Origin of the sequence: Paraburkholderia sp. Cy-641 (assembly GCF_011752945.1) — a bacterium.
GTDB lineage: Bacteria > Pseudomonadota > Gammaproteobacteria > Burkholderiales > Burkholderiaceae > Paraburkholderia.
Genome location: NZ_VWWM01000091.1, coordinates 1 through 21,592, shown reverse-complemented (window position 1 = coordinate 21,592; position 21,592 = coordinate 1). Strand labels below are relative to the sequence as shown.

Sequence of the window (21,592 nt, the reverse complement as noted above, 5' to 3'; positions counted from 1 at the left end):
GCTCGGTCCGCCGCCGCCTGGCTACTATCGCGTGAAGCCGGGCGACACGCTGTACCGGATCGCGCTCGAAAACGGCCAGAATTACCGCGATATTTCGGCGTGGAATAATTTGACCAATCCGAATCAGATCGAGGTCGACCAGTTGCTGCGCGTCGTGCCGCCGGGTGCGAATGCCGCGGCCATGACACCGGGTGTGGCGACCGCGCCGATCGGCGGCACGGGTGCGGTGCAGAGCGAGCCGCTCAACAACAACGCGCCGGCCGCGGTCGGCGCCGCGATGCCGCCGCTCTACGGCGCGGCGACCGGCGGCGCGAGCACGAATGGCGCAACGGTGCCGGCCAATCCGGCTGCGGCATCCGACACGGGCAGCGCTGCCGCGGGTAACGTCGCGTTCGCATGGCCGGTGCGCGGTCCGCTGCTCAACACGTTCAACGACTCGACCAACAAGGGCGTCAATATCGGCGGCACGGCGGGCGAGCCGGTGAAAGCGTCGGCGGACGGCCGTGTCGTCTATGCCGGAAATGGGCTGCGTGGTTACGGCAATCTCATTATCATCAAGCATGATGCAACTTATCTCACCGCGTATGCACACAACCGCGCTTTGATGGTAAAAGAGGGGGACGCGGTGACGAAAGGGCAGAAGATCGCTGAGATGGGCAATAGCGATTCCGACCGCGTGATGTTGCATTTCGAAGTTCGCCGACAGGGCAAACCTGTCGACCCACTGAAGTATTTGCCGCCGCAATAAGCGATACGACCATGCCGAAATCGAAGCGCCGCCCGCCGCAAGCCGAGTCTGAGAAGATCAGCAAAGCCACGTCCGACGCAGCGGACGAAAGCGGCGCTTCGGAAGTGGAAGAAGAGATCGTGGAAGAGCGCGATCTCGACGAGAACGAAACCGCCGACACGCGCGAAGGCTCGAGCGGCGCGGCACCCGACGCCGACGATTTCCGCGCCCTGCTGCAGGCCGAGCTGACGGCCGACACGATCCAGCACTATCTGAACCGCATCAGCGTGAAGCCGCTGCTCACCGTCGAGGAAGAGCAGAAATATTCGCGTCTTGCCAAGGCCGGCGAGTTCGAGGCGCGCCAGGTGATGATCGAGCGCAATCTGCGGCTCGTCGTCAGCATTGCCAAGGGTTATCTGAATCGCGGCGTGCCGCTGCTCGATCTGATCGAAGAGGGCAACCTCGGCCTCATGCACGCGATCGAGAAATTCGATCCGACGCGCGGCTTCCGCTTCTCGACTTACGCGACGTGGTGGATTCGCCAGAGCATCGAGCGCGCGATCATGAACCAGGCGCGCACGGTGCGATTACCGGTGCACGTGATTCGTGAGCTCAACCAGGTGCTGCGCGCGAAGCGCCATCTCGAGAAGAATTCGATGAATTCCGGCGAGGCCGCCGAGCGTCGCGACGCCAGCATCGACGACATCGCCTACCTGACCGGCAAAACCAGCGACGAAGTGACCGACATCCTCGCGCTGAACGAGCACACGGCCTCGCTCGATGCACCGCTCGATCTCGATCCGGCGAGCAGCCTGCTCGATCTGCTGTCCGACGATCAAAGCCAGTCGCCCGATGCGGAGGTGCAGCATCGCGAGCTCGAAACGCTGACGCGCGCGTGGCTCGCGCGTCTGTCGGACAAGCACCGCCATGTGATCGAACGGCGCTTCGGCCTCAATCACATCGAACCCGCCACGCTCGAAGAGCTGGCCGACGAAATGGGCCTCACGCGCGAGCGTGTGCGCCAGATCCAACAGGAAGCGCTGGTGCGTCTGAAGCGCTTCTTCGCCTCCAACGGTGTCCGCAAGGACGCCGTTCTGTAACCTGATGACACCGATTCTTGTTTTCGACATCGAGACGATTCCCGATGTCGCCGGCATCCGCCGTCTCGAAGATTTACCCGCCTCGATGAGCGACGCCGAAGTCGCCGAGCACGCGTTCGCCGCGCGTCGCGAAAAAACCGGCAGCGATTTCCTGCCGCATCATCTGCAACGGGTCGCGGCGATTTCCTGCGTGTTCCGCGACAGCAACGGCTTTCGCGTGCGCTCGCTCGGCACGCCCGAGGACGGCGAGGCAACGCTCGTGCAGTCGTTCTATCGCGTGATCGAGAAGTACACGCCGCAACTCGTGTCGTGGAACGGCGGCGGCTTCGATCTGCCGGTGCTCAACTATCGCGCGCTCGTCAACGGCATTCCCGCGTACCGCTTCTGGGACGTCGGCGAGGACGACCGCGACTTCAAGTGGAACAACTACATCAGCCGCTACCACGCGCGCCATACCGATCTGATGGACGTGCTGGCGATGTACCAGGCACGCGCCAACGCGCCGCTCGACGCGCTCGCGAAGATGTGCGGTTTTCCGGGCAAGATGGGCATGGACGGCAGCCAGGTGTGGCAGGCGTTCCAGCAAGGGCGCATCGAGGAAATCCGCAACTACTGCGAGACCGACGTCGTCAACACGTACCTGCTGTATTGCCGTTTCCAGTTGATGCGCGGCGGCTTCTCGCCGTCGGAGTATGCTGACGAGATCAATCTCGTGAAGAACGCGCTCGCGCTCGAAACTGCGCCGCAGTGGGCCGAGTATCTGGCGGCGTTCGAGCAGTGAGCCGCCGCGCGCGGTTGGGTGGGCGCATCGAGTCGGCGTGTTGCGGCTGGGAGGAAGACGTGCGGGTCCGGTTGCCGCGGTAATTCGGCCTCGGCTCTTTGCGGCGCACGCGGCCGAGTCGCGTACGATCGCAGGCAAGCCCGGCGCTTCGTCTACAATCTCGCCTTTCCCCACAGTTTGTCAGGAAGTCGCAGGTGTCCCGAACTGCCCCCCAACGTCGCGCGCCGCGGCGCTCATCGAAGCATGCCAAGGCGCCGGCCCCGACGCCGGCGCTCGTCATTACCGGCAACGAGCCGGTCATCGAAATCGTTTCGCTCGATATGGAAGCGCGCGGCGTGGGCCGCACCGACAGCGAAGACGGCACGCCAGGCAAGGTGATCTTCGTCGAAGGCGCGTTGCCGGGCGAGCGCGTCAGCTATACGACGCATCGCAGCAAGCCGAAATTCGAGCAGGCCGAAGTCGTGCAGGTGTTCCGCGAGAGCGCGATGCGCACCACGCCCCAATGCCGCCACTTCGACATTTGCGGCGGCTGTTCGATGCAGCATCTCGACGTGCGCGCGCAGGTCGCGGTCAAGCAGCGCGTGCTTGAAGACAACCTGCAGCGCCTCGCGAAGCTGCGCCCTGAAACCGTGTTCCGGCCGATTCACGGGCCGTCTTGGGGTTATCGCTATCGCGCGCGTCTGGCCGTGCGTTATCTGCCGGAAAAGGGCGGTATGCGCATCGGCTTTCACGAGAAGAAGAGCAGCTATATCGCGGACATGAAAACCTGCGAGGTGCTGCCGCCGCATGTGTCGGCCATGCTGATGCCGCTGCGCTTCATGGTGCGCAAGCTGTCGATCTACGACCGCATGCCGCAGATCGAACTCGCGGTCGGCTCGTCGGTCACGGCGCTCGTCGTGCGCAACCTCGAACCGCTCACCGCCGCCGACGAACAGGTGCTGCGCGATTTCGCCGACGAGCACAAGGTGCAGTTCTGGATTCAGCCGGGCGGCCCGGACACAGTCACGCCGCTCTATCCGCTCGACGCGCAGCTCGACTACACGCTGCCCGAATACGGCATCCGCATGCCGTTCAAGCCGACCGACTTCACGCAGGTCAATCACGCGATCAACCGCGTGCTCGTGAGCCGCGCGTTGCGCCTGCTCGCGCCGGCGCGCACTGATCGCGTGCTCGATCTGTTCTGCGGAATCGGCAACTTCACGCTGCCGCTCGCGCGGCTTGCGCGGGAAGTGGTCGGTATCGAGGGCAGCGAGGTGCTGACCGGGCGCGCGCTCGCGAACGCCGAGCTGAACGGCGTCGCGGGGCATACGTCGTTTGCGTGCCGCAATCTGTTCGAAGTGACCGCCGACGACCTGCGCGCGCTCGGCCACTTCGACAAGTTCCTGATCGATCCGCCGCGCGAAGGCGCGCTCGCGGTCGCGAAGGCGCTCGCGGAGATCGCGCAGAGCGGCAATGGACCGCTGCCGAAGCGCATCGTCTACGTGTCGTGTGCGCCGGCTACGCTCGCGCGCGATGCGGGCCTGCTCGTGCACGAAGCCGGCTATCGGCTCGTTGGGGCGGGTGTCGTGAACATGTTCCCGCACACGTCGCACGTGGAGTCGATTGCGTTGTTCGAGCGGGATTGAGGGGGAGCGCGCGACGCCAGCGGCCAGGTGGCGGGCGTCGCGTGTCAGTGCGCATGCAGACACGTTGACGTGCGGATGCGCGGGCATAAAAAACGCCACGACTTTCAGGTCGTGGCGTTTTTTATTTCAGAGGCTGAATGTATTCAGCGGGCGGCAAAGCTCAGCAAAGTTAGCTTAGAACTGCCACCACGACTTCTGCGTGCCCGGCCGCGCGTGGCCCGTGATGTACGGGCTGTCCGGGAACGTGCCCGCGAGCACGCGGCGCGTGTCGTCGGCCAGTTGCGGCTGGTTCAGCTTTTCGTACGACAGCATCATGATGTGCAGCGCGTCTTCGATGGCCGGCGCGTTCTTGTATTCGTGCAGCGCGAGTTGCGCGCGGTTGATTGCCGCGACATAGGCGCCGCGACGGTAGTAGTAGTCCGCCGCGTGGACTTCGTGCGACGCCAGCGCGTTCACGATATAGCGCATGCGTTGCGCCGCGTCCGGTGCGTACTTGCTGTTCGGGAACCGGTCCACCACGACCTTGAACGCGTCATACGATTCGCGCAGCGACTTCGGATCGCGCTCGCTCATGTCCTGGCCCGAGAAGCGGCCGAACAGACCGAGGTCGTCGTTGAAGTGGATCATGCCTTTCAGGTAGTACGCGTAGGCGATGTCCGGGTGATCCGGGTGCAGCTGGATGAAGCGGTCGATGGCCTGGTCGGCGGCGGCGTCTTCGTTGTCTTTCCAGTTGCAGTATGCGACGTTGATCTGCGCCTGCTGCGCGAAGTGGCCGAACGGGTCGCGGCCCTCGAGCATTTCGAAGTATTTCGCGCACTTGCCGAAGTCACCGCCGGTCAGGGCGTCGTTCGCCTCCGTATATAATTTGTTGTTGTTCCACGTTGCCGTTTCGTCGGTCTTCTCCGGCAGGCCGTGGCAAGCCGCAATAGCGACGACGGCCGCGGCGCACGCAACGTATCCGGCCACTTTCCGGGCCGCCTTCTTGATGGCCGCCAAATTGAGCGCCGCTGCTTCAGTGATGGTGTTCAAGGCTCGCATTTTCCAGTCTAGCTTTACGTCCAGGTGACCCAGACTCAATGACCCGCTCAAATACTCCAGGCACCGCAGGCGCCGGGAATAGCAACGAAGATTATAGCGTAAGCGCCGACCCCGCCGACGCGTTGGGCGTCGATTCGCTCGACGACGATTTTGCCGCCGACGCGCCCGCCGCAAGCCATTCGCAAGAAACCGCCGCGAGCCCGGCGGCGCCGGTGCCGGGCCGCATCGCCGACGAAAGCCCGCGCCAGGTCGTGGTGCCCGACGAACTGGCCGGCGAGCGGCTCGACAAGGTGCTCGCCAAAGTGTTTCCGGAATTTTCGCGCAGCCGTCTGCAAAGCTGGATCGAAGCCGGGCGCGTGCGCGTCGACGGCAAGCCGGCGAAGATTCGCCAGCCGGTGCCGCTCGGCGCCACGATCGAGCTCGTGCCCGACCTGCTGCCCGAGCAGCTCGCCTTCACACCCGAGCCGGTGCCGCTCGAAATCGTCTACGAGGACGACACGCTCGTCGTCATCAACAAGCCGGCCGGCATGGTCGTGCATCCGGCCGCCGGCAACTGGAGCGGCACCGTGCTCAACGGGCTGCTGCACCGTTATGGCGAAGCCGCGGCCGGCCTGCCGCGCGCGGGCATCGTGCACCGGCTCGACAAGGAGACCTCGGGGCTCATGGTGGTCGCGCGCACGCTCGAGGCGCAGACCGACCTCGTGCGCCAGTTGCAGGCGCGCACGGTCAAGCGCCGCTATCTCGCGCTCGTGTGGGGCAACATGCCCGAGGACGGCACGATCGACGCGCCGATCGGCCGCGATCCGCGCGAGCGCACGCGCATGGCCGTGGTGACGGGCGCGGCCGGCAAGCCGGCGCGCACGCATTTCCGCCGCGTCGACGCGGCGATCTGGCAGCGGCAGCCGGTCACGGCGATTCACTGCGATCTCGAAACCGGCCGCACGCACCAGATTCGCGTGCATTGCGCGCACGTCGGCCATCCGCTGCTCGGCGACCCCGTGTATGGACGCGCGCGCGGCAAGCGTTCGGTTACGCCGCTGCCGGGCGGCTTCGCGCGCCAGGCGCTGCATGCATGGCGGCTCGGGCTGATTCATCCGAAGACGGGCCGCTCGATGCAGTGGCGGGCCGAGGTGCCGGCCGACATCGCGGCGCTGTCCGAGGCGCTCGGCCTCGGTCGCGACGACGCGGGCGAGTTCGACGACGTGTACTACGAGGATGAGGACTACGACGTATCGTCCGCCGACGCCGATTACGATGAAGATCACGACGGCGACGCCGACCCCGAAGATCACGACGCCAACGAGGCCCACGAGGCCCACGACGAGGACGATCCCACATGAACGCAGCTTTGCCGGAACTGGATTTCGCCGATGTCGTGCAACCCGCATGGAACGTCTCGCCGCGCGTGCGCGCGCTCGTCACCACCCGCAACGGCGGCGTGAGCGACGCGCCATTCGGCCGCTGGCGGGATGGCGCGGACCAGCCCGGCGGCCTCAACCTCGGCATGAAATCCGGTGACGATCCGGCCGCGGTCGCGAGCAATCGCGCGCGGCTGCTCGCGCTTGCCGGCGTTGGCGAAGCTGCGTGGCTCGAACAGATCCACGGCGCCGGCATCGTGCGCGCCGAGGACGTGCTCGCGCAGACTCACGCGGACGGCACGCCGACGCGCGCCGACGCGAGCGTCACCGATCGCGCGGGCACCGTCTGCGTCGTGATGGTTGCCGATTGCATGCCGGTGCTGCTGTGCGACGCAGCGGGCCGCGCGGTCGGCGCCGCGCATGCGGGCTGGCGCGGCCTCGCGGCCGGCATCGTCGAGCAGACCGCGCAGCGCGTCGCGGCGCTCGCGGGTGTGGAAGCGGGCGCGCTGCATGCGTACCTCGGGCCGTCGATCGGGCCGGCCGCATTCGAAGTCGGCCCCGACGTGCGCGACGCGTTCATGGATGGCGTCGAGGGCGCGCAGCGCGACGCTACCGCGCATGCGTTCGTCGCGCATCCGGCGAACCCCGGCAAATATCTCGCCGATCTGCCGGCACTCGCGCGCCTGCGTCTGCAAGGCCTCGGCGTCACGCATATCAGCGGCGGCGATCTCTGCACGGTCACGCAACGCGAACGTTTCTATTCGTATCGCCGCGATCGCGAAACCGGCCGCATGGCCGCGCTCATCTGGCTCGACGCTCACGCGCAAGGCCTCGCCGACTGACGCATGCGCCGCGTGTCGAGGCGCGACGTGCGCGCGGCGTCTCGTCAGACGTTTGGCGATCAAGCAATCATTGGGCAATCGCATTGGGCAATCGTTAAGCCATTCATGCGTGGGGTCCATGCCGGCATGAAGCCGCGCGCCATGCGGCAGACCTCGTGCGGACGCGGGCGCGAACGCTATCCGCTCGGGACGCCGGGCCATTTTGCTGCGCTGCCGGAAGGTCGGGCGGCAGCGTAAATCGCCGGCGGGAAATGTCCGCGGTCGCAGGTCTCGAGCGCCTTGAAAAGCCATGCGTCGCGGGTGTTTTTTCGATCCGTCGCAACGCCGCCCGGCGGCTCGTCAAAGCGTGATTTGTCACACAGGGAAAACGATAATTAAAAAAGTATCGCACTGCGGCAAAATCGGGAACAAGCATTGACATGCCTTGTGATGGGGAGCAAGAATGTTCCTCCCAAGCTCCTCGTCGTACATGGGACAGGGCGTGACGGATTCGCGAGCAATCGCCATGCGCGCACGAACCTGCCTCTCAACCCGTCCGCAAGGACTTACCGGTCAAAAGCAGGTATGGCTGCCTCTCATTCCTCAGATTCCCACAGCACGGACTCCTCGAAGGAGCAAACGCAGCAGGCCGGTACGAGCGGTGCATCGCCAGCCGCAGGCATGCAGCAGTTTTTCGATGCCTGGATGAACGCGTGGCGTTCGTTCGGCGTGCCGCCCGGCGGTGCGCCATTCCAGGTTCCTCCCGTGCAGATGCCCAACGTCGCGCAGATGGGTTTCCCGCCGATGCCGTCGTTTCCGGGCATGCCCGACTTCAGCAAGCTGGCCGCGGGCGCGATGCCGTCGCTGCCGCCGTTTCCGGCGCTGAACCTTCCTCCCGCCGCGATTCCACCGGAGCGCTTGCAGAAGCTGCAAGCCGACTATTCGCGCGAGGCGATGGAGCTGATCCAGCAGGCCACTACGTCGTCCAGCAAGGCGCCCGAACTCAAGGACCGGCGCTTTAGCGCGGACGCATGGAGCGAGACGCCGGCCTATGCGTTTACCGCCGCGTGGTATCTGCTGAACGCGCGCTATCTGCAGGAAATGGCCGACGCGCTCGACACCGAGCCGAAGATGCGCGAGCGCATCCGCTTCGCGGTCCAGCAGTGGACCGCGGCCGCTTCGCCGAGCAACTTCTTCGCGCTGAATCCCGAAGCGCAGAAAACGCTGCTCGACAGCAAGGGCGAGAGCCTGCGCCAGGGCGTGATGAACCTGCTCGGCGACATGCAGCGCGGCAAGATTTCTCAAACCGACGAATCGCGTTTCGCCGTGGGCGAGAACCTTGCGAACACCGAAGGCTCGGTCGTGTTCGAGAACGATCTGCTACAGCTGATCCAGTACAAGCCGCGCACGCCGACCGTGCGCGAGCGGCCGCTCCTGATCGTGCCGCCCTGCATCAACAAGTTCTACATTCTCGACCTGCAACCCGAAAACTCGCTCGTCGCGCATGGGCTCGAATCGGGTCACCAGGTGTTCCTGATTTCGTGGCGCAACGCAGATCAATCGGTCGCCAACAAGTCGTGGGACGACTACATCGGCGAGGGCGTGCTGGCCGCGATCGAGACCGTGCGCAAGATCAGCGGCCGCGAGCAGATCAACACGCTCGGCTTCTGCGTCGGCGGCACGATGCTCGCCACCGCGCTCGCGGTGGCCGCGGCGCGCGGCGAACATCCGGCCGCCTCGCTGACGCTGCTCACCGCGATGCTCGACTTCTCCGACACGGGCGTGCTCGACGTGTTCGTCGACGAGGCGCACGTGCAGATGCGCGAGCAGACCATCGGCGGCAAGAACGGTGCGCCGCCGGGACTGATGCGCGGCATCGAGTTCGCCAACACGTTCTCGTTCCTGCGCCCGAACGACCTCGTATGGAACTACGTGGTCGACAACTACCTGAAGGGCCGCACGCCGGTGCCGTTCGACCTGCTGTACTGGAACAGCGACTCGACGAGTCTGCCGGGGCCGATGTACTGCTGGTATCTGCGCAACACGTACCTCGAGAACAAGCTGCGCGAGCCCGGTGCGTTGACCACCTGCGGCGAGCCGGTCGATCTGTCGAAGATCGATGTGCCGACCTTCATCTACGGTTCGCGTGAAGACCATATCGTGCCGTGGCAAACCGCCTATGCGTCGGTGCCGCTGCTGTCCGGGCCGCTGAAGTTCGTGCTCGGCGCGTCGGGCCACATCGCTGGCGTGATCAATCCGCCCGCGAAGAAAAAGCGCAGCTTCTGGCGCCTCGAAACCGAAGAGAAGATGCTGCCGGAAACCGCCAACGAGTGGTTCGACGCCGCGACCGAAGTGCCCGGCAGCTGGTGGCCCGAATGGACCGCATGGCTCGATCAGCACGGCGGCCGGAAGGTGAAGCCGCGCGCCTCGGCCGGCTCCGACGAGTTCCCGGTGATCGAGCCGGCGCCCGGCCGCTACGTGCGGCAACGGGAATAGGTCCGACGCGCCGTGATGTCGAACACGGCGCGCGGTCGTGCGGTGTGTGGGTGTGGCTGGTCAATGAGCGTCTGGTTAAGGCGTAAGAGCAACGGAATTTTTTAACGTAACGGGCTGCGGCGCAGTTTGCCGAGGTGCCCGGAGGATATGGAAATGACTGATGTTGTGATCGTATCGGCCGCTCGTACTGCAGTGGGCAAGTTTGGTGGGTCGCTGGCCAAGGTTGCCGCGCCTGAACTCGGCGCGTTGGCGGTGCGTGCCGTCCTCGAACGGGCTGGCGTGAAGCCGGACCAGGTGAGCGAAGTGATTCTCGGCCAGGTGCTGACGGCGGGCTCGGGCCAGAACCCCGCGCGTCAATCGGTCATCAAGGCGGGCTTGCCGTCGTCGGTGCCGGGCATGACGATCAACAAGGTGTGCGGCTCGGGCCTGAAGGCTGTGATGCTGGCGGCCAACGCGATCATCGCGGGCGACGCGGACATCGTGGTCGCGGGCGGCCAGGAGAACATGAGCGCCGCGCCGCACGTGCTGCCGGGTTCGCGCGACGGCTTCCGCATGGGCGATGCGAAGCTGATCGACTCGATGATCGTCGACGGCCTGTGGGACGTCTACAACCAGTACCACATGGGCGTGACGGCGGAAAACGTCGCGAAGGAATACGGCATCACGCGCGAAGAGCAGGACGCGTTCGCGGCGCTGTCGCAGAACAAGGCGGAAGCCGCGCAGAAGGCCGGGCGCTTCAACGACGAAATCGTGCCGGTCGAGATTCCGCAGCGCAAGGGCGAGCCGCTGCGCTTCGCCACCGACGAATTCGTGCGCCACGGCGTGACGGCCGAATCGCTCGCGGGTCTGAAGCCGGCCTTCTCGAAGGAAGGCACGGTCACGGCGGCGAACGCGTCGGGTCTGAACGACGGCGCGGCCGCGGTGCTCGTGATGTCGCTGAAGAAGGCCGAAGCGCTCGGTCTCACGCCGCTCGCGCGCATCAAGGCGTATGCGAACGCCGGTATCGATCCGAAGGTGATGGGCATGGGCCCGGTGCCGGCATCGCGCCGTTGTCTCGAGCGCGCGGGCTGGACGCCGGCCGATCTGGACCTGATGGAAATCAACGAAGCGTTCGCCGCGCAGGCGCTCGCGGTGCACAAGCAGATGGGCTGGGACACCTCGAAGATCAACGTGAACGGCGGGGCAATCGCGATCGGCCATCCGATCGGCGCGTCCGGCTGCCGGATTCTCGTCACGCTGCTGCACGAAATGCAGAAGCGCGATGCGAAGAAGGGTTTGGCGTCGCTGTGCATCGGCGGCGGTATGGGTGTCGCGCTGGCTGTCGAGCGCATGTAAGGTATGGCTGGGGTGCGCCGCGCCGGTCCTGCGCGGTGTACCCCGGAACGTGGCTCGCGCCGGTAGTGCGCGTTGCCGGCTGGTCGCCCGGCCGCAGCGGAGAACCAGCATCAGGCGAGACAGGAGGTTGCCGGTCGGCACCTCGAAAACGATAACGGAGTAGGGTTTATGACACAGCGAATTGCGTATGTAACGGGCGGCATGGGCGGCATTGGCACGAGCATCTGCCAGCGTCTGCACAAGGAAGGTTTCAAGGTGATCGCGGGCTGCGGCCCGAATTCGCCGCGCCGCGCGAAGTGGCTCGATGAGCAGAAGGCGCTCGGTTTCGATTTCGTCGCCTCCGAAGGCAACGTCGGCGACTGGGAATCGACCAAGGCCGCGTTCGACAAGGTCAAGGCCGAGGTCGGCGAGATCGACGTGCTGGTCAACAATGCCGGTATCACGCGCGACGTCGTGTTCCGCAAGATGACGCACGAAGACTGGACGGCGGTGATCGACACCAACCTGACGAGCCTTTTCAACGTCACCAAGCAGGTGATCGACGGCATGGTCGAGCGTGGCTTTGGCCGCGTGATCAACATTTCGTCGGTGAACGGCCAGAAGGGCCAGTTCGGCCAGACCAATTATTCGACGGCGAAGGCCGGTATTCACGGCTTCACGATGTCGCTCGCGCAGGAAGTGGCGACCAAGGGCGTGACGGTCAACACCGTGTCGCCGGGCTATATCGGCACCGACATGGTCAAGGCGATCCGCCCCGACGTGCTGGAAAAGATCGTGGCGACGATCCCGGTGCGCCGTCTCGGCCAGCCGGACGAAATCGGCTCGATCGTGGCGTGGCTCGCGTCGGAAGAGTCGGGTTTCTCCACGGGCGCCGATTTTTCGCTCAACGGCGGCTTGCATATGGGTTGAGCCCCCGGCGCGCCGCTCACAAGGCGGCGCGCTTCGGCTCAGAGGGTTCCGCCGGCGTTCCACCTGTGCAATGATCCGATTGCACAGGTGGAACGCCGTTTCCGCGTTTAACTCGAGCTTAAAAGGCGCTACATGACTACTACTACAAAGAAAACGGCCGAACGACTGATAAAGAAATATCCGAATCGTCGGCTTTACGATACCGAGACGAGTACCTACATCACGCTGACCGATGTGAAACAGCTCGTGCTCGATCAGGAGGATTTCAAGGTTATCGATGCCAAAAGCAACGAGGACCTGACGCGAGCCATCCTGTTGCAGATCATTCTCGAAGAGGAGAGCGGCGGCTTGCCGATGTTCTCGTCGTCGATGCTCTCGCAGATCATCCGTTTCTATGGTCATGCGATGCAGGGCATGATGGGCACGTACCTGGAAAAGAACATCCAGGCCTTCATCGACATTCAGGCGAAGCTCGCCGACCAGTCGAAGAATCTCTATGAAGGCAAGGCGATGAACCCCGAAGTCTGGTCGCAGTTCATGAACATGCAGGCACCGATGATGCAGGGCATGATGACCAGCTATATCGAGCAATCGAAGAACATGTTCGTGCAGATGCAGGAGCAGATGCAGAACCAGGCAAAAACGATGTTCGCCACCTTCCCGTTCACGCCCGGTAGCGGGGTCAACGCGAGCAATGCGCCTGCCGCGCCGCAGGACAATCCGGAGCCGGAAAAGAAGTAATAGCGACGAAGTAATGGCGACTCGCGGCGTAAGCGACGCTGCGCCATTGCCGGGGCTCGGGGAGCCGCCGTGGGATGGCAGGCAGGTCTGCTTGCGTGGGGTGCCTCGCGGGTATTGAGCGTATCGGCGGGTGCTGGCGGTGGGCCGGTTGCGCGGCGCCGTGCGTGTCGGCGGACGGCGTTCCGGATGAGCGGGATGGGCCTGGTGTCGGATCGGCCAGCCCCGACGTCGGCGTCCTTGCGGGCCTTACCCGTTGCGTGGAAGTGCGCGGTGGGCAGCACGGTACAATAGCGGGTTCGCGTGCACGCGGAATCACGCGGAATCACGCGGATTAATCACCTGGATCATTTCCGCCGGCGGAGCCGGGCATGCCGTGCGCATGCTTGCGTGCTGCTTGTGCGGTCGTTCGTGTGCCCTGTTTGTGCATCGTCGCCCGCGGTTCGACGTTCCGCTGTTCCCGTCGCCCGGTTCGCTCGCGTCTTGAGTTTCGCGCCATTCCTTCTGGTTTGATGAGTCATTCTCCGGCGCGACCGACGTCCTCACCGTTGCCATCGCTTTTTGCCGGACCCGCCCCGTGTTTCAGATCGTTTCCCTCATTGCCTCGATGCCTGTGCCCAGGCTGCATCGCTTCGCTTTAGCCGCCGTTGTCCGGCATTTCATCGAGGCGCTGCGATGAGCCGACTGTTTCTTGCGCCGATGGAAGGGCTGGCGGACTACGTGCTGCGCGACGTGCTGACCGGCACGGGCGGATTCGACGGCTGCGTGTCCGAATTTATCCGCGTGACGGGCACGTTGTTGCCCACGCGCATCTACGAGCGCGAGGCGCCCGAAATCCTGCATGCGAGCGTGACCGCGAGCGGCACGCCGATGGTGATCCAGTTGCTCGGCAGCGATCCGGAATGGATGGCGCGCAATGCCGCGCACGCGGCCACGTTGTCGCCCTATGGCATCGATCTGAACTTCGGCTGTCCCGCCAAGGTCGTCAATCGGCATGGCGGCGGCGCGATGCTGCTCGCGGACCCGACGCAATTGAACGAGATCGTGTCGGCGGTGCGCGCGGCGGTGCCGGCCGGGATCGTGGTGACCGCGAAAATGCGCCTTGGCGTTTCCGATACGTCGCGGGCGATCGATTGCGCGCAGGCGCTCGCGGAAGGCGGCGCGGCGTCGCTGGTCGTACATGCGCGCACGCGCGACGACGGCTACCGGCCGCCCGCGCACTGGGAGTGGATCGCGCGTATCGATGATGCCGTCGACGTGCCCGTCATCGCGAACGGCGACGTCTGGAGCGTCGCGGACTGGGCGCGTTGCCGTGCCGTGAGCGGTTGTGCGGACGTGATGATCGGACGCGGCGCCGTATCGGACCCGTTCCTCGCGCGACGGATTCGCGGATTGATGGACCCGTCCCCGTCGGCTGGCGAGTGGTGCGACGTGCTGCGCTCCATGGCCGGCTATCTGACGAAGCTGCAGGCGCGCGGCACGTTGCGCCACGAGCATGGCCGCGTCAAGCAATGGCTCAGCTATCTGCGGCGCACCTGGCCGCAAGCCGCCGAATTGCACGAGACGATCCGGCGCATGCAGGATTCCCGCGAGATTTTTGCGGTGATCGGGCAGGCGTTGGCGTGTGAGGGCTCGGTGATGGCGTCCGGATACGAAACGGTTGATGGTTGCGTGTGACGGGGAGTTGACTGCCGACTGGTCTGGGCGCGACTGCCATCACACTTTAGTGGCTGCGTTTCGGAATCTCGATGATTGTCGGGCCGGCGAGCTTGTACGTGTCTTTATGGGTGGGTACGTGTGTGCCTGGCTTTGCCGGTGGGATTCGCATCCCGACTGTGCGTGCCGGTGCGTCATCGATCACGCCTTGCATTCGTTGCGAACTGCCTGGACGCAGCGCGCCGAAGTACGCTCGATCTTTCGCGCAGCGCAGCATCGGGACGACGACGGAGTACCTCACGATCTTTAAGCCGGTTAATTGTCGGTGGGGGGCGGTTGTGTGTTTTGCGTGGCAGTAATAAGCGGCGATAAAGACGGTTGCCCCAGCGCGAGTAGCAGGAGACTTGCAAGGCCGAGCGTGCGCGCGAATTCGTCATCCAGTTGATTGCCTTGATCGGTAATCGACATCGGCACAACGAGCTCCCGGTTTGTCAGCTTGATCGCAGCATCCTTGGGGACTGCCGAGATGCAGATTTATTCGCTTCGTCATAAGTAATGACCACACCACGGGGCGGCATCTGCTTTTTTATCGACATCGCTACATTCCTTTTAGCGTGCAGCTCCGATGAGTTCCAACCTTGAAGTTGATCGCCATTCGCCGTCCATACCCAAGTCAGATCAGCGGGCAAACCTATCATGGCGTCGAATCACGTATGACAAAAGAATGAATCCCTGAAACCACTGCGCACGCCGCAATACCCGCCGGCAGCCGCAGGAACACACCATGCCGCGAGTGAGAGCATCTCGCAACATCGTGGACTACCGTCAACGAAAGCCGGCAGAAACCACCGAAGATCGATCGCGGACGAATCGGCCCGTACGTAGCCGTGCTTCGCCGTGTCACGCGCCGCAGGTTCGAGCGGCGCGGCTGCCTGTTGTCAGCCACCTGTTTTTGGATCGGGGAACCACAAATAGCTGTAAACTCTCGTCTTTGCTGCCATTCCAAGATTCCCCTCACATGTCCAAGCTGCACAGCGTCAACCCGTCCGAGCCGCCTCGCGTCGGCTTCGTATCCCTCGGGTGCCCGAAGCATATCGAAAATATACTGACGAAAATCCACCGGTCGGAGTGATATCCTGCGTTCCAGCTCGAAATGAAAGCCATAAAAAAACAGCGCCTCAGGGGCGCTGTTTTTCATGTTGAAGCCTTGGAAGTCGGTGGACGGGAAAGCACTCTCAGATGGCCGGTTCCCATGAGAAAGTTTCTGTACGACTGCACGGCGACATCCCAAGCGGCTTTCGCCACTTCCTCGCTTGCGTCAATGACTTTACCGTTTGAGTCGACCACGGCGAGGCGTGCGGGTTGCCCGGCTGCTGTCGTGACGCTGAGGCCTTTATAGCTGACGGCCGATATCTCGAATGCCGCGGCGACATCTGCCTGCACAAGAGCAGCGTTGGGTCCAATAAGGCTCATTGTCGCCCCCTTATGTGAAGCGCCGCTGCGTGCTGTTGCATGGCAGCCAGGATGTGCGCAGCGTTGTATCGGGTGCCATTGGGGCGGTCGGACTGGGGCAGAGCGGCTTCGGCAACGCACCAATGCTCGTCCATCCGTCCGCGTAGGCTCTTGGCTCGATAGCTGACGATCGCGCCGGCATCGAGCAGCGCTGCCAATGCCGCTTCAACCGCGGCCTGCGCGGTCCGCAAGGTCATGATGATGCGTTTCTTCGTCATGGCGCCGCCGCGTTCAAGCAAAGCGACGATCTCTGCCTGCAAAGCAACTTGGTCGCGCATCCATTGACGTTGGCCGTTGATGATGACCGGCGCGTAGCGGCCGGAAGTGATCGGTGCTCGACCTCGCCTCATTCTTCTTCTCCGTTGATTTCTGCGATCCACTTATCGAGACAGGTCAGGCAGTGGTAGTAGCGCCCCCAATAGTCGCTGTCGATTAGCGCTCTTTCGTATCGCGCCCTTTCTCCTGGCTGAATGACGTGTTGGTCGCCATGGCGCGGATCAGCTCCGCCAAAGCACGGTTGCGGCTTGCGTACGCGTACGATCTTGACCGTGCGCAACTTGATATTGACATCGCGTTCACCATCGAAGGGGTCGCAGGCGATGTATTCAGCGTCGCTGTAGCTCATAATCCGAATCTCCTGCCTTTGCCGTCGTCGCCGCAGTAGGAGTCGCACTCGCACGGCTCACGCTTCATGCATCGCGGATTAGGGATGACCGCGATGTCGCCGAGCACGTCGCGAACAAACTCCCACATCCGATGCTCGCTCAACTGGTTGCGATCGAAGTCGGCATCGGGATCGACGCCGATTGCGCAAAGCGAGTGAGCCCCGCGCCTGCCCTCGAACGTCTTTGTCATGAGCGTGGCGACCCGGCCGTCGTCGGCAGGCTCCGTGCTATGGAACACATACGGGTCCATCGAGTATTGCTTACCGGCCGGCACAACTTCGGTGTGGGACTTGACGACCGTGAGCTGGTAGTCTGGCAGCCAGGGCCGATTGCCGAACGGCGTCCGCTCGCCTTCGTGGAGGTATGCCGTATGCGTTTCTGCGCCGGCTGCGCGGCTCGGCCAATATATGTGGTTGATCTGCGTTCCGACGAGCACGCGCGACTCGAAGCCGAACCGGTGATCGTGAATCGACGAGTGCTCGAAGCACGAACGGCGCGGCAGCTCTGGATGCCAAACGTGAAGGCGCATGTTGGCCGCGAGTTGCAGCTGCAGGAAGCCGAGGCCATGAAGCGTGATCTTTGCTTCGGTGGGTTTGAATGTCATGACTGATCTCCTGCGGTGGGAGCTGAAGCGCCTTCAAGTCTTACCGTAGCTGCGCGAGCGAATGCCTCCATTGCCGTGGCGAACATCTCTGATAGCATGCGTGCACTGTCGGCGGTCAGTTCTTCAGGCCAGAATAATTTGGCGTGACCGCCTTCAGGCAAGATCACGCGCATCTCGCGGAGAGCCGATGCGTCAATTTCCACAGAACGTCGACTGGGTCGAAGGCTTCGCGACGCATTCAGCCGCTCTCGTGCGCGGCCACGCGCATATGCCAAAGCGTAGAGGCGTTGGCCCGGTGCGGTCCGTGCTATTTCCGGCAGCTTCCCTCGATCTGACGCATTTATCGAATCGTCATACACGAGGGCGTCTTCTGAAAGAGGAAAGATGGCATGTCGGGCAGCGGAGAGCATTCGCTGTGTCTCGGGATGCAGCGGATCAGCGCCGATGAAGCAGTCTTCGGGCGCATCCGGCCAGCCTCGTCGACATTTTTCGAATTCACCTTCGTTCCAAAATTCGAGCCATTCCAAGCCATCGTCGGCGCTTAGGGCATATTGAATAGCGGAGACGGCGGGACTCGGCCTAGCGCCTGCGGCTTCGTTTTCTGCGAACGTTGTCCAGCGCCGATTTCCGTTGTCGTTCAAATAGTCGGCCGCGCCTGTGAAGTGGACCGTCGACGCGCTTGCTTTCTTGCTCACAGGTCACCTCCATTCAAGTGGCTGTGGCCCGATTCGTCACCCGGATCGCGGTCGATGCGATCCATTTCGGCGAGTGCCAGAGCTATGCCCTTCTTCAGCGCTATCCGAGGCGACTCAGGCTTCCACCACGAGCGATCGAAAGGCCAGCAGATAGGCGGCTTATTCGAAAAGCGGCCGTCGCCTTGAGAGAACGGATGAAGGGTATCGGCTGCATACAGCAGATATGCGGCCGCCGCGCTCACAAGCACGCCCGGGTCGCGCTCGTCATCGTGCTCGGCCGTCCAGCCTTCGACGTCGACCTGGCGCCGGCGCTCGGCGAGCACGTCGCGTTCGGCCTGGGTCAGTACCTCTTGCTGCGCACTGGAACTGGCGAGAACGGCCTGAATATAGGCCGGCCAGAATGCGTCGTCGGCGGGAGTGACGGTGCGATTGGTCTTGAGCACTTCCGCGCATGCCTGTGCGTGGATGGCCCGCAGATTTTGATCTGTTCTTGTCATGGTGGGTCTCACGTCGACGGATGCAGCGCGCGATCGAGCTGCATCAAACCGGTTTCGATGGATAGACGGGCCTGTTCCGCCCAGGTGCGGGCCTCCTGAGCGGCTTTGTGTCGGCTATAGCTGCCTATCTCGTCGCGCATGAGGTCGAGCAGCTCGATGTCGGCCCCAAGGGCGATGTCTGCAGCCAGCCGGCGGAGCTCGATGCGAAGCGCGTCGAGCCGAGCGAGGGCGGCCAGTCGGGAATCCGACTGGCCTTCGTTCATCTGGATAGGTTTGCGCCGCGCATGCGGCGCTTTGTTCGTCTGGATTGCGGGCGAATGCCCGCTGTTGCTGCCGCCGTTATCCGCTGTCTGCGCCGGAACGGCGCCAGCAAGCGAAAGCCTTGGGCGCTGTTCCGCGCTTTCCCGCTTACGCGGCAGCGGACGTGGGGTAGAAGTAGCCGGGAGCAGGGTCATTGATCCCTCCGCGACGATGGAAACGGCCATGCAGCCTTAGGGGAAAGGCCGGGCGGTATAGCGCTTTCCTTGCGTTGGCCAGCGGCCGGTGCCTTGCGTGCGCGAGCGAGACGGTCCAGCTTCGCGTGTTCAGCGATATAGACATCGTCCAGCCACTTCAGAATGGCCGGTCGCATCTTGTCAGTCCGCACATCGGCCCTTGAAAGGCGCTCGATCAACTGGTCACGGGCCGCCTGCAGAGCCTTGAACCGACTGGAATAGATCACGGACCTACAGAGACTCGGCCATGAACCTTCGCCGACCTTCGACAGGCTAAAGCTGTTCGCGAATATCCACGAGCCTTCCTCGGGGTGGGCGAGCATGATTTCTGCGGGGCAAAGTCCGCGATGCTTTGCGGGCGTTGGCATGGCGATCCGCTCGCACCGCTCAAAGACACCATTCTCGTTGGTGTGATGTAGTGGGTACGGCTCCATGTCCTGTAGCTCGTCGACGAATATGACGTCTTCAGGCCCGGCAATATCGGCGGCGATCGTCGCGCGCTTCGGCGGCCTGTCGAGCAGATCGGTCAGTGGCATCAACGCCGTGTGCACGCCCTCGATCGTGCGCGTCGCGAGCTTGCCGAACCCGGCGTCATGGAGAACCGCCTGCAGTGCCTGCAAAAGTTGCTTTGCCTGCACGTCGGTGATCTTCTGCGATGCCGGCTTCGGGAGTGCCTTCCTGGTGACCTTGGTTTTGCCGGCCGCCTCGGCCTGTTGAGCGGCGTTCTGCAGCCGCTCCAGCGCCTTTTCCGGGCCGTGAGCGCGGATTTCCTCGATAGCGAGGGTTGACGCGACGACCTTGTCACGCACGAGCTTGTGAAGCGGCGCCGGCGCATTCGCGAGCAGCAATACGTCGCGAATCGTCTGCTCCGTAATGTTGAGGCGCTTGCAGATGGTCGCGTTGTCGACGTCGAGCTGCTGCAGCTCGACGACATTCTGTGCGAGGTCGAGCGGCGTCAGCTGCTCGGTATCGTTTGCATTGATGCCGTCGAAAATCAGGTTGGCGCGGTTGACGCTCTTCGCCTCGTCGATCACGCACGGGAGAAAATCGATTTCCGCGCCTTCATCCATCGCCATCAGCGCAGCGTGGTAGCGATGCTGGCCGGAGTAGACGAACACACGATCTTCGCCGGCAACCTTCCTGACGTAACAGCCGAGTGGCGACTTGCGATCGAAGCCGTTCGCCTTGATCAGGTCGGCGAGGTGGCGTACGCGGGTCGGGTTCAACGGGCGCGCATTGTCGCGCGGATCGTAGTTAATCTGGTGCGGCGGCACTTTCCACAGATCGCCGGATTTACCGCCGGCCTGTGCGATTGCCGCTTTGGTATTGCCCGTGACGAGCATCGCGTCGAGCACGAGAGGGCTGGTCCTAGCCATGGATCACCTCGCGTGCATGTGCGATCCCGGCTACGTCTGCCAGCGTCTTTTGCTGCGGTGGATAGTGGAAGACCGTACCGACGAACGATTCAATCGATGCACCCGCAAGCCAGTACACGAGACGTTCGTCAGCGTAGCGGAGCGCCTGGCGCACTACTTCGGCCTGGACGAGAGTCTGAAGGTCTGCGCGAAGCGCTTTGTGATCGGCGTCGGGCAGCATCCGCTCGATATCGTCGATCGTGCGTACGACGGCGACGCGAGCAAAAATCTGGATAAGTGCCTTGCAGATCGGGGAGAGGTCATTAGCCATGCTGCCTCCGAAGACGCGAATAGACGTGCGCGCGCAGGAACGGGCGAGCGAAGCAGAGCGCGCAGAATGCGGCGATGAGAACCACGATGAGCTTGCCGGCCGACACGCCGGCGAACAGCCAGAGGACCGCGTCGACGAAGCCGAGCGCAGCGCCGATCGGGCGTTGTTGCGAGGGGCCGGTGAGAAACCACGCTGCTCCGCACGTGGCAATGACGACGAGAAGGGCGAAGATCATGCGACCTCCTTCGCCCGAGCTGAGCGCGGTTTGCGTTTCGCTTTGGCGATCGTCCTTGTGGTCAGGCCAGCGGCTTCGCGCGCGCGATGATGTCGCGCAATCGCGGCCGCGCAGTCGCCTTCGTCTGGCGCCGAAATTGACGTGCCGACGATGGTGTTTCCGTCCATGATCATGTACAGGGTATGGACGCTGCCCTGCAGGGGGCGACGGGCGACAACGTATTTGCCGACCATGATCGGCGTTGTGGGCCGCGGCGCCATCGGGTCGTATTTGACGGTCGTGTGCAGGCCGATCGTGTCGCGGCGCCGAGGATCGACGTCGGGTGGCAAAGTTACTTTTGCGCGAGGCATGATTACTCCTCGTCGACGGTGGCGTCGATCATGGCGCTAAACAGATCATGTGCGCTGGCCTGCAGGGTTTTGACGACGGGCTCGAGCGCAGCTCGAGCGGCGTCCCCTGCGGCGTCCCCTGCGGCGTCCCATGCGGCGTCCCGTGCGGCGTCCCATGCGGCGTCCCATGCGGCGTCCCCTGCGGCGTCCCATGCGGCGTCCCATGCGGCGTCCCATGCGGCGTCCCATGCGGCGTCCCCTGCGGCGGCCCATGCGGCGGCCCATGCGGCG

The 21,592-nt window shown here is 63.8% G+C and carries 24 protein-coding genes and 1 pseudogene; 11 read left to right on the top strand and 14 right to left on the bottom strand.

Features of this window, described 5'->3' with window-relative positions; all coding sequences use genetic code 11:
* The 4 genes from F3J20_RS30265 to rlmD form a co-directional block, all read left to right on the top strand.
* The coding region (locus F3J20_RS30265) for a peptidoglycan DD-metalloendopeptidase family protein (protein ID WP_167285703.1) at positions 1-748 on the top strand (748 nt) is incomplete at its 5' end.
* Positions 749-759: 11 nt separating this feature from the next.
* On the top strand, positions 760-1,827 hold the full coding sequence (gene rpoS, locus F3J20_RS30260) for an RNA polymerase sigma factor RpoS (protein WP_167285702.1): 1,068 nt from the start codon (positions 760-762) through the stop codon (positions 1,825-1,827).
* A 4-nt stretch (positions 1,828-1,831) separates the two neighbouring features.
* The gene (locus F3J20_RS30255; protein WP_167285701.1) at positions 1,832-2,608 is read left to right on the top strand and encodes a 3'-5' exonuclease; all 777 of its coding nucleotides are present in this window, start codon (positions 1,832-1,834) and stop codon (positions 2,606-2,608) included.
* A gap of 194 nt (positions 2,609-2,802) precedes the next feature.
* Positions 2,803-4,233, top strand: coding sequence for a 23S rRNA (uracil(1939)-C(5))-methyltransferase RlmD (gene rlmD / locus F3J20_RS30250; protein WP_167285700.1), 1,431 nt, complete (start codon positions 2,803-2,805; stop codon positions 4,231-4,233).
* A gap of 174 nt (positions 4,234-4,407) precedes the next feature.
* On the opposite strand, the gene F3J20_RS30245 is transcribed toward rlmD, so the two are convergent.
* Positions 4,408-5,271, bottom strand: a complete 864-nt coding sequence (locus F3J20_RS30245; protein ID WP_167038456.1) for an outer membrane protein assembly factor BamD — start codon at positions 5,269-5,271, stop codon at positions 4,408-4,410.
* Between the two features lie 38 nt (positions 5,272-5,309).
* Here F3J20_RS30245 and F3J20_RS30240 point away from each other — a divergent pair, with 38 nt between their 5' ends.
* From F3J20_RS30240 to F3J20_RS30210, 7 genes are all read left to right on the top strand, one after another.
* Positions 5,310-6,611 (top strand): RluA family pseudouridine synthase, encoded by a 1,302-nt coding sequence (locus F3J20_RS30240; RefSeq protein ID WP_167285699.1) that lies wholly within the window; start codon positions 5,310-5,312, stop codon positions 6,609-6,611.
* Positions 6,608-7,471, top strand: coding sequence for a peptidoglycan editing factor PgeF (pgeF, locus tag F3J20_RS30235; protein WP_167285698.1), 864 nt, complete (start codon positions 6,608-6,610; stop codon positions 7,469-7,471). Before F3J20_RS30240 ends, pgeF begins: the two co-directional genes overlap by 4 nt.
* A gap of 660 nt (positions 7,472-8,131) precedes the next feature.
* The gene (phaC, locus tag F3J20_RS30230; protein WP_167038450.1) at positions 8,132-9,946 is read left to right on the top strand and encodes a class I poly(R)-hydroxyalkanoic acid synthase; all 1,815 of its coding nucleotides are present in this window, start codon (positions 8,132-8,134) and stop codon (positions 9,944-9,946) included.
* Positions 9,947-10,099: 153 nt separating this feature from the next.
* The gene (locus F3J20_RS30225) at positions 10,100-11,281 is read left to right on the top strand and encodes an acetyl-CoA C-acetyltransferase (RefSeq protein WP_167038448.1); all 1,182 of its coding nucleotides are present in this window, start codon (positions 10,100-10,102) and stop codon (positions 11,279-11,281) included.
* Between the two features lie 168 nt (positions 11,282-11,449).
* Positions 11,450-12,190, top strand: a complete 741-nt coding sequence (locus tag F3J20_RS30220; RefSeq protein ID WP_167038446.1) for a 3-ketoacyl-ACP reductase — start codon at positions 11,450-11,452, stop codon at positions 12,188-12,190.
* Positions 12,191-12,322: 132 nt separating this feature from the next.
* Entirely contained in the window at positions 12,323-12,931 is a 609-nt protein-coding gene (gene phaR, locus F3J20_RS30215; RefSeq protein ID WP_167285697.1) for a polyhydroxyalkanoate synthesis repressor PhaR, read from the top strand.
* A 672-nt stretch (positions 12,932-13,603) separates the two neighbouring features.
* On the top strand, positions 13,604-14,605 hold the full coding sequence (locus tag F3J20_RS30210) for a tRNA-dihydrouridine synthase (protein ID WP_167285696.1): 1,002 nt from the start codon (positions 13,604-13,606) through the stop codon (positions 14,603-14,605).
* A 673-nt stretch (positions 14,606-15,278) separates the two neighbouring features.
* Here F3J20_RS30210 and F3J20_RS30205 read toward each other — a convergent pair.
* The 13 genes and pseudogenes from F3J20_RS30205 to F3J20_RS30145 all read right to left on the bottom strand — a co-directional run.
* Positions 15,279-15,782, bottom strand: coding sequence for a hypothetical protein (locus tag F3J20_RS30205; protein WP_167285695.1), 504 nt, complete (start codon positions 15,780-15,782; stop codon positions 15,279-15,281).
* Positions 15,779-16,057 (bottom strand): hypothetical protein, encoded by a 279-nt coding sequence (locus F3J20_RS30200; RefSeq protein WP_167285694.1) that lies wholly within the window; start codon positions 16,055-16,057, stop codon positions 15,779-15,781. Before F3J20_RS30200 ends, F3J20_RS30205 begins: the two co-directional genes overlap by 4 nt.
* On the bottom strand, positions 16,054-16,446 hold the full coding sequence (locus F3J20_RS30195) for a hypothetical protein (RefSeq protein WP_167285693.1): 393 nt from the start codon (positions 16,444-16,446) through the stop codon (positions 16,054-16,056). The genes F3J20_RS30200 and F3J20_RS30195 overlap by 4 nt, the downstream gene beginning before the upstream one ends.
* The gene (locus F3J20_RS30190; RefSeq protein WP_167285692.1) at positions 16,443-16,721 is read right to left on the bottom strand and encodes a hypothetical protein; all 279 of its coding nucleotides are present in this window, start codon (positions 16,719-16,721) and stop codon (positions 16,443-16,445) included. Before F3J20_RS30190 ends, F3J20_RS30195 begins: the two co-directional genes overlap by 4 nt.
* Positions 16,718-17,365, bottom strand: a complete 648-nt coding sequence (locus tag F3J20_RS30185) for a hypothetical protein (RefSeq protein ID WP_205299420.1) — start codon at positions 17,363-17,365, stop codon at positions 16,718-16,720. The genes F3J20_RS30190 and F3J20_RS30185 overlap by 4 nt, the downstream gene beginning before the upstream one ends.
* Positions 17,362-18,060, bottom strand: a complete 699-nt coding sequence (locus F3J20_RS30180; RefSeq protein WP_167285691.1) for a hypothetical protein — start codon at positions 18,058-18,060, stop codon at positions 17,362-17,364. The genes F3J20_RS30185 and F3J20_RS30180 overlap by 4 nt, the downstream gene beginning before the upstream one ends.
* Positions 18,057-18,503: a hypothetical protein gene (locus F3J20_RS30175; RefSeq protein WP_167285690.1), complete on the bottom strand. Its 447-nt coding sequence runs from the start codon at positions 18,501-18,503 to the stop codon at positions 18,057-18,059. The genes F3J20_RS30180 and F3J20_RS30175 overlap by 4 nt, the downstream gene beginning before the upstream one ends.
* A 62-nt stretch (positions 18,504-18,565) precedes the next feature.
* Positions 18,566-19,012: a hypothetical protein gene (locus tag F3J20_RS31920; RefSeq protein ID WP_205299419.1), complete on the bottom strand. Its 447-nt coding sequence runs from the start codon at positions 19,010-19,012 to the stop codon at positions 18,566-18,568.
* Positions 19,009-20,406, bottom strand: a complete 1,398-nt coding sequence (locus tag F3J20_RS30165; protein ID WP_345889950.1) for a transcriptional regulator — start codon at positions 20,404-20,406, stop codon at positions 19,009-19,011. The genes F3J20_RS31920 and F3J20_RS30165 overlap by 4 nt, the downstream gene beginning before the upstream one ends.
* A 13-nt stretch (positions 20,407-20,419) precedes the next feature.
* A complete protein-coding gene (locus tag F3J20_RS30160; RefSeq protein WP_167285688.1) occupies positions 20,420-20,737 on the bottom strand; it encodes a hypothetical protein in 318 nt (105 codons plus the stop codon).
* A complete protein-coding gene (locus F3J20_RS30155) occupies positions 20,730-20,972 on the bottom strand; it encodes a hypothetical protein (protein WP_167285687.1) in 243 nt (80 codons plus the stop codon). Before F3J20_RS30155 ends, F3J20_RS30160 begins: the two co-directional genes overlap by 8 nt.
* Positions 20,969-21,322 (bottom strand): beta-hexosaminidase, encoded by a 354-nt coding sequence (locus F3J20_RS30150; protein WP_167285686.1) that lies wholly within the window; start codon positions 21,320-21,322, stop codon positions 20,969-20,971. The genes F3J20_RS30155 and F3J20_RS30150 overlap by 4 nt, the downstream gene beginning before the upstream one ends.
* Before the next feature lie 2 nt (positions 21,323-21,324).
* Positions 21,325-21,592 (bottom strand): annotated as a pseudogene (locus F3J20_RS30145) (hypothetical protein); the annotation flags it as partial.

Coding starts and splice junctions, on each gene's coding strand:
- pgeF (WP_167285698.1), top strand. CDS start 6,608: ATGAACGCAGCTTTGCCGGAACTGGATTTCGCCGATGTCGTGCAACCC.
- F3J20_RS30210 (WP_167285696.1), top strand. CDS start 13,604: ATGAGCCGACTGTTTCTTGCGCCGATGGAAGGGCTGGCGGACTACGTG.
- F3J20_RS30240 (WP_167285699.1), top strand. CDS start 5,310: ATGACCCGCTCAAATACTCCAGGCACCGCAGGCGCCGGGAATAGCAAC.
- F3J20_RS30185 (WP_205299420.1), bottom strand. CDS start 17,365: ATGACATTCAAACCCACCGAAGCAAAGATCACGCTTCATGGCCTCGGC.
- F3J20_RS30160 (WP_167285688.1), bottom strand. CDS start 20,737: ATGGCTAATGACCTCTCCCCGATCTGCAAGGCACTTATCCAGATTTTT.
- F3J20_RS31920 (WP_205299419.1), bottom strand. CDS start 19,012: ATGACCCTGCTCCCGGCTACTTCTACCCCACGTCCGCTGCCGCGTAAG.
- F3J20_RS30205 (WP_167285695.1), bottom strand. CDS start 15,782: ATGAAAAACAGCGCCCCTGAGGCGCTGTTTTTTTATGGCTTTCATTTC.
- F3J20_RS30195 (WP_167285693.1), bottom strand. CDS start 16,446: ATGAGGCGAGGTCGAGCACCGATCACTTCCGGCCGCTACGCGCCGGTC.
- F3J20_RS30225 (WP_167038448.1), top strand. CDS start 10,100: ATGACTGATGTTGTGATCGTATCGGCCGCTCGTACTGCAGTGGGCAAG.
- F3J20_RS30245 (WP_167038456.1), bottom strand. CDS start 5,271: ATGCGAGCCTTGAACACCATCACTGAAGCAGCGGCGCTCAATTTGGCG.
- F3J20_RS30220 (WP_167038446.1), top strand. CDS start 11,450: ATGACACAGCGAATTGCGTATGTAACGGGCGGCATGGGCGGCATTGGC.
- F3J20_RS30255 (WP_167285701.1), top strand. CDS start 1,832: ATGACACCGATTCTTGTTTTCGACATCGAGACGATTCCCGATGTCGCC.
- F3J20_RS30190 (WP_167285692.1), bottom strand. CDS start 16,721: ATGAGCTACAGCGACGCTGAATACATCGCCTGCGACCCCTTCGATGGT.
- F3J20_RS30200 (WP_167285694.1), bottom strand. CDS start 16,057: ATGAGCCTTATTGGACCCAACGCTGCTCTTGTGCAGGCAGATGTCGCC.
- F3J20_RS30150 (WP_167285686.1), bottom strand. CDS start 21,322: ATGCCTCGCGCAAAAGTAACTTTGCCACCCGACGTCGATCCTCGGCGC.
- F3J20_RS30155 (WP_167285687.1), bottom strand. CDS start 20,972: ATGATCTTCGCCCTTCTCGTCGTCATTGCCACGTGCGGAGCAGCGTGG.
- phaR (WP_167285697.1), top strand. CDS start 12,323: ATGACTACTACTACAAAGAAAACGGCCGAACGACTGATAAAGAAATAT.
- rpoS (WP_167285702.1), top strand. CDS start 760: ATGCCGAAATCGAAGCGCCGCCCGCCGCAAGCCGAGTCTGAGAAGATC.
- phaC (WP_167038450.1), top strand. CDS start 8,132: ATGCAGCAGTTTTTCGATGCCTGGATGAACGCGTGGCGTTCGTTCGGC.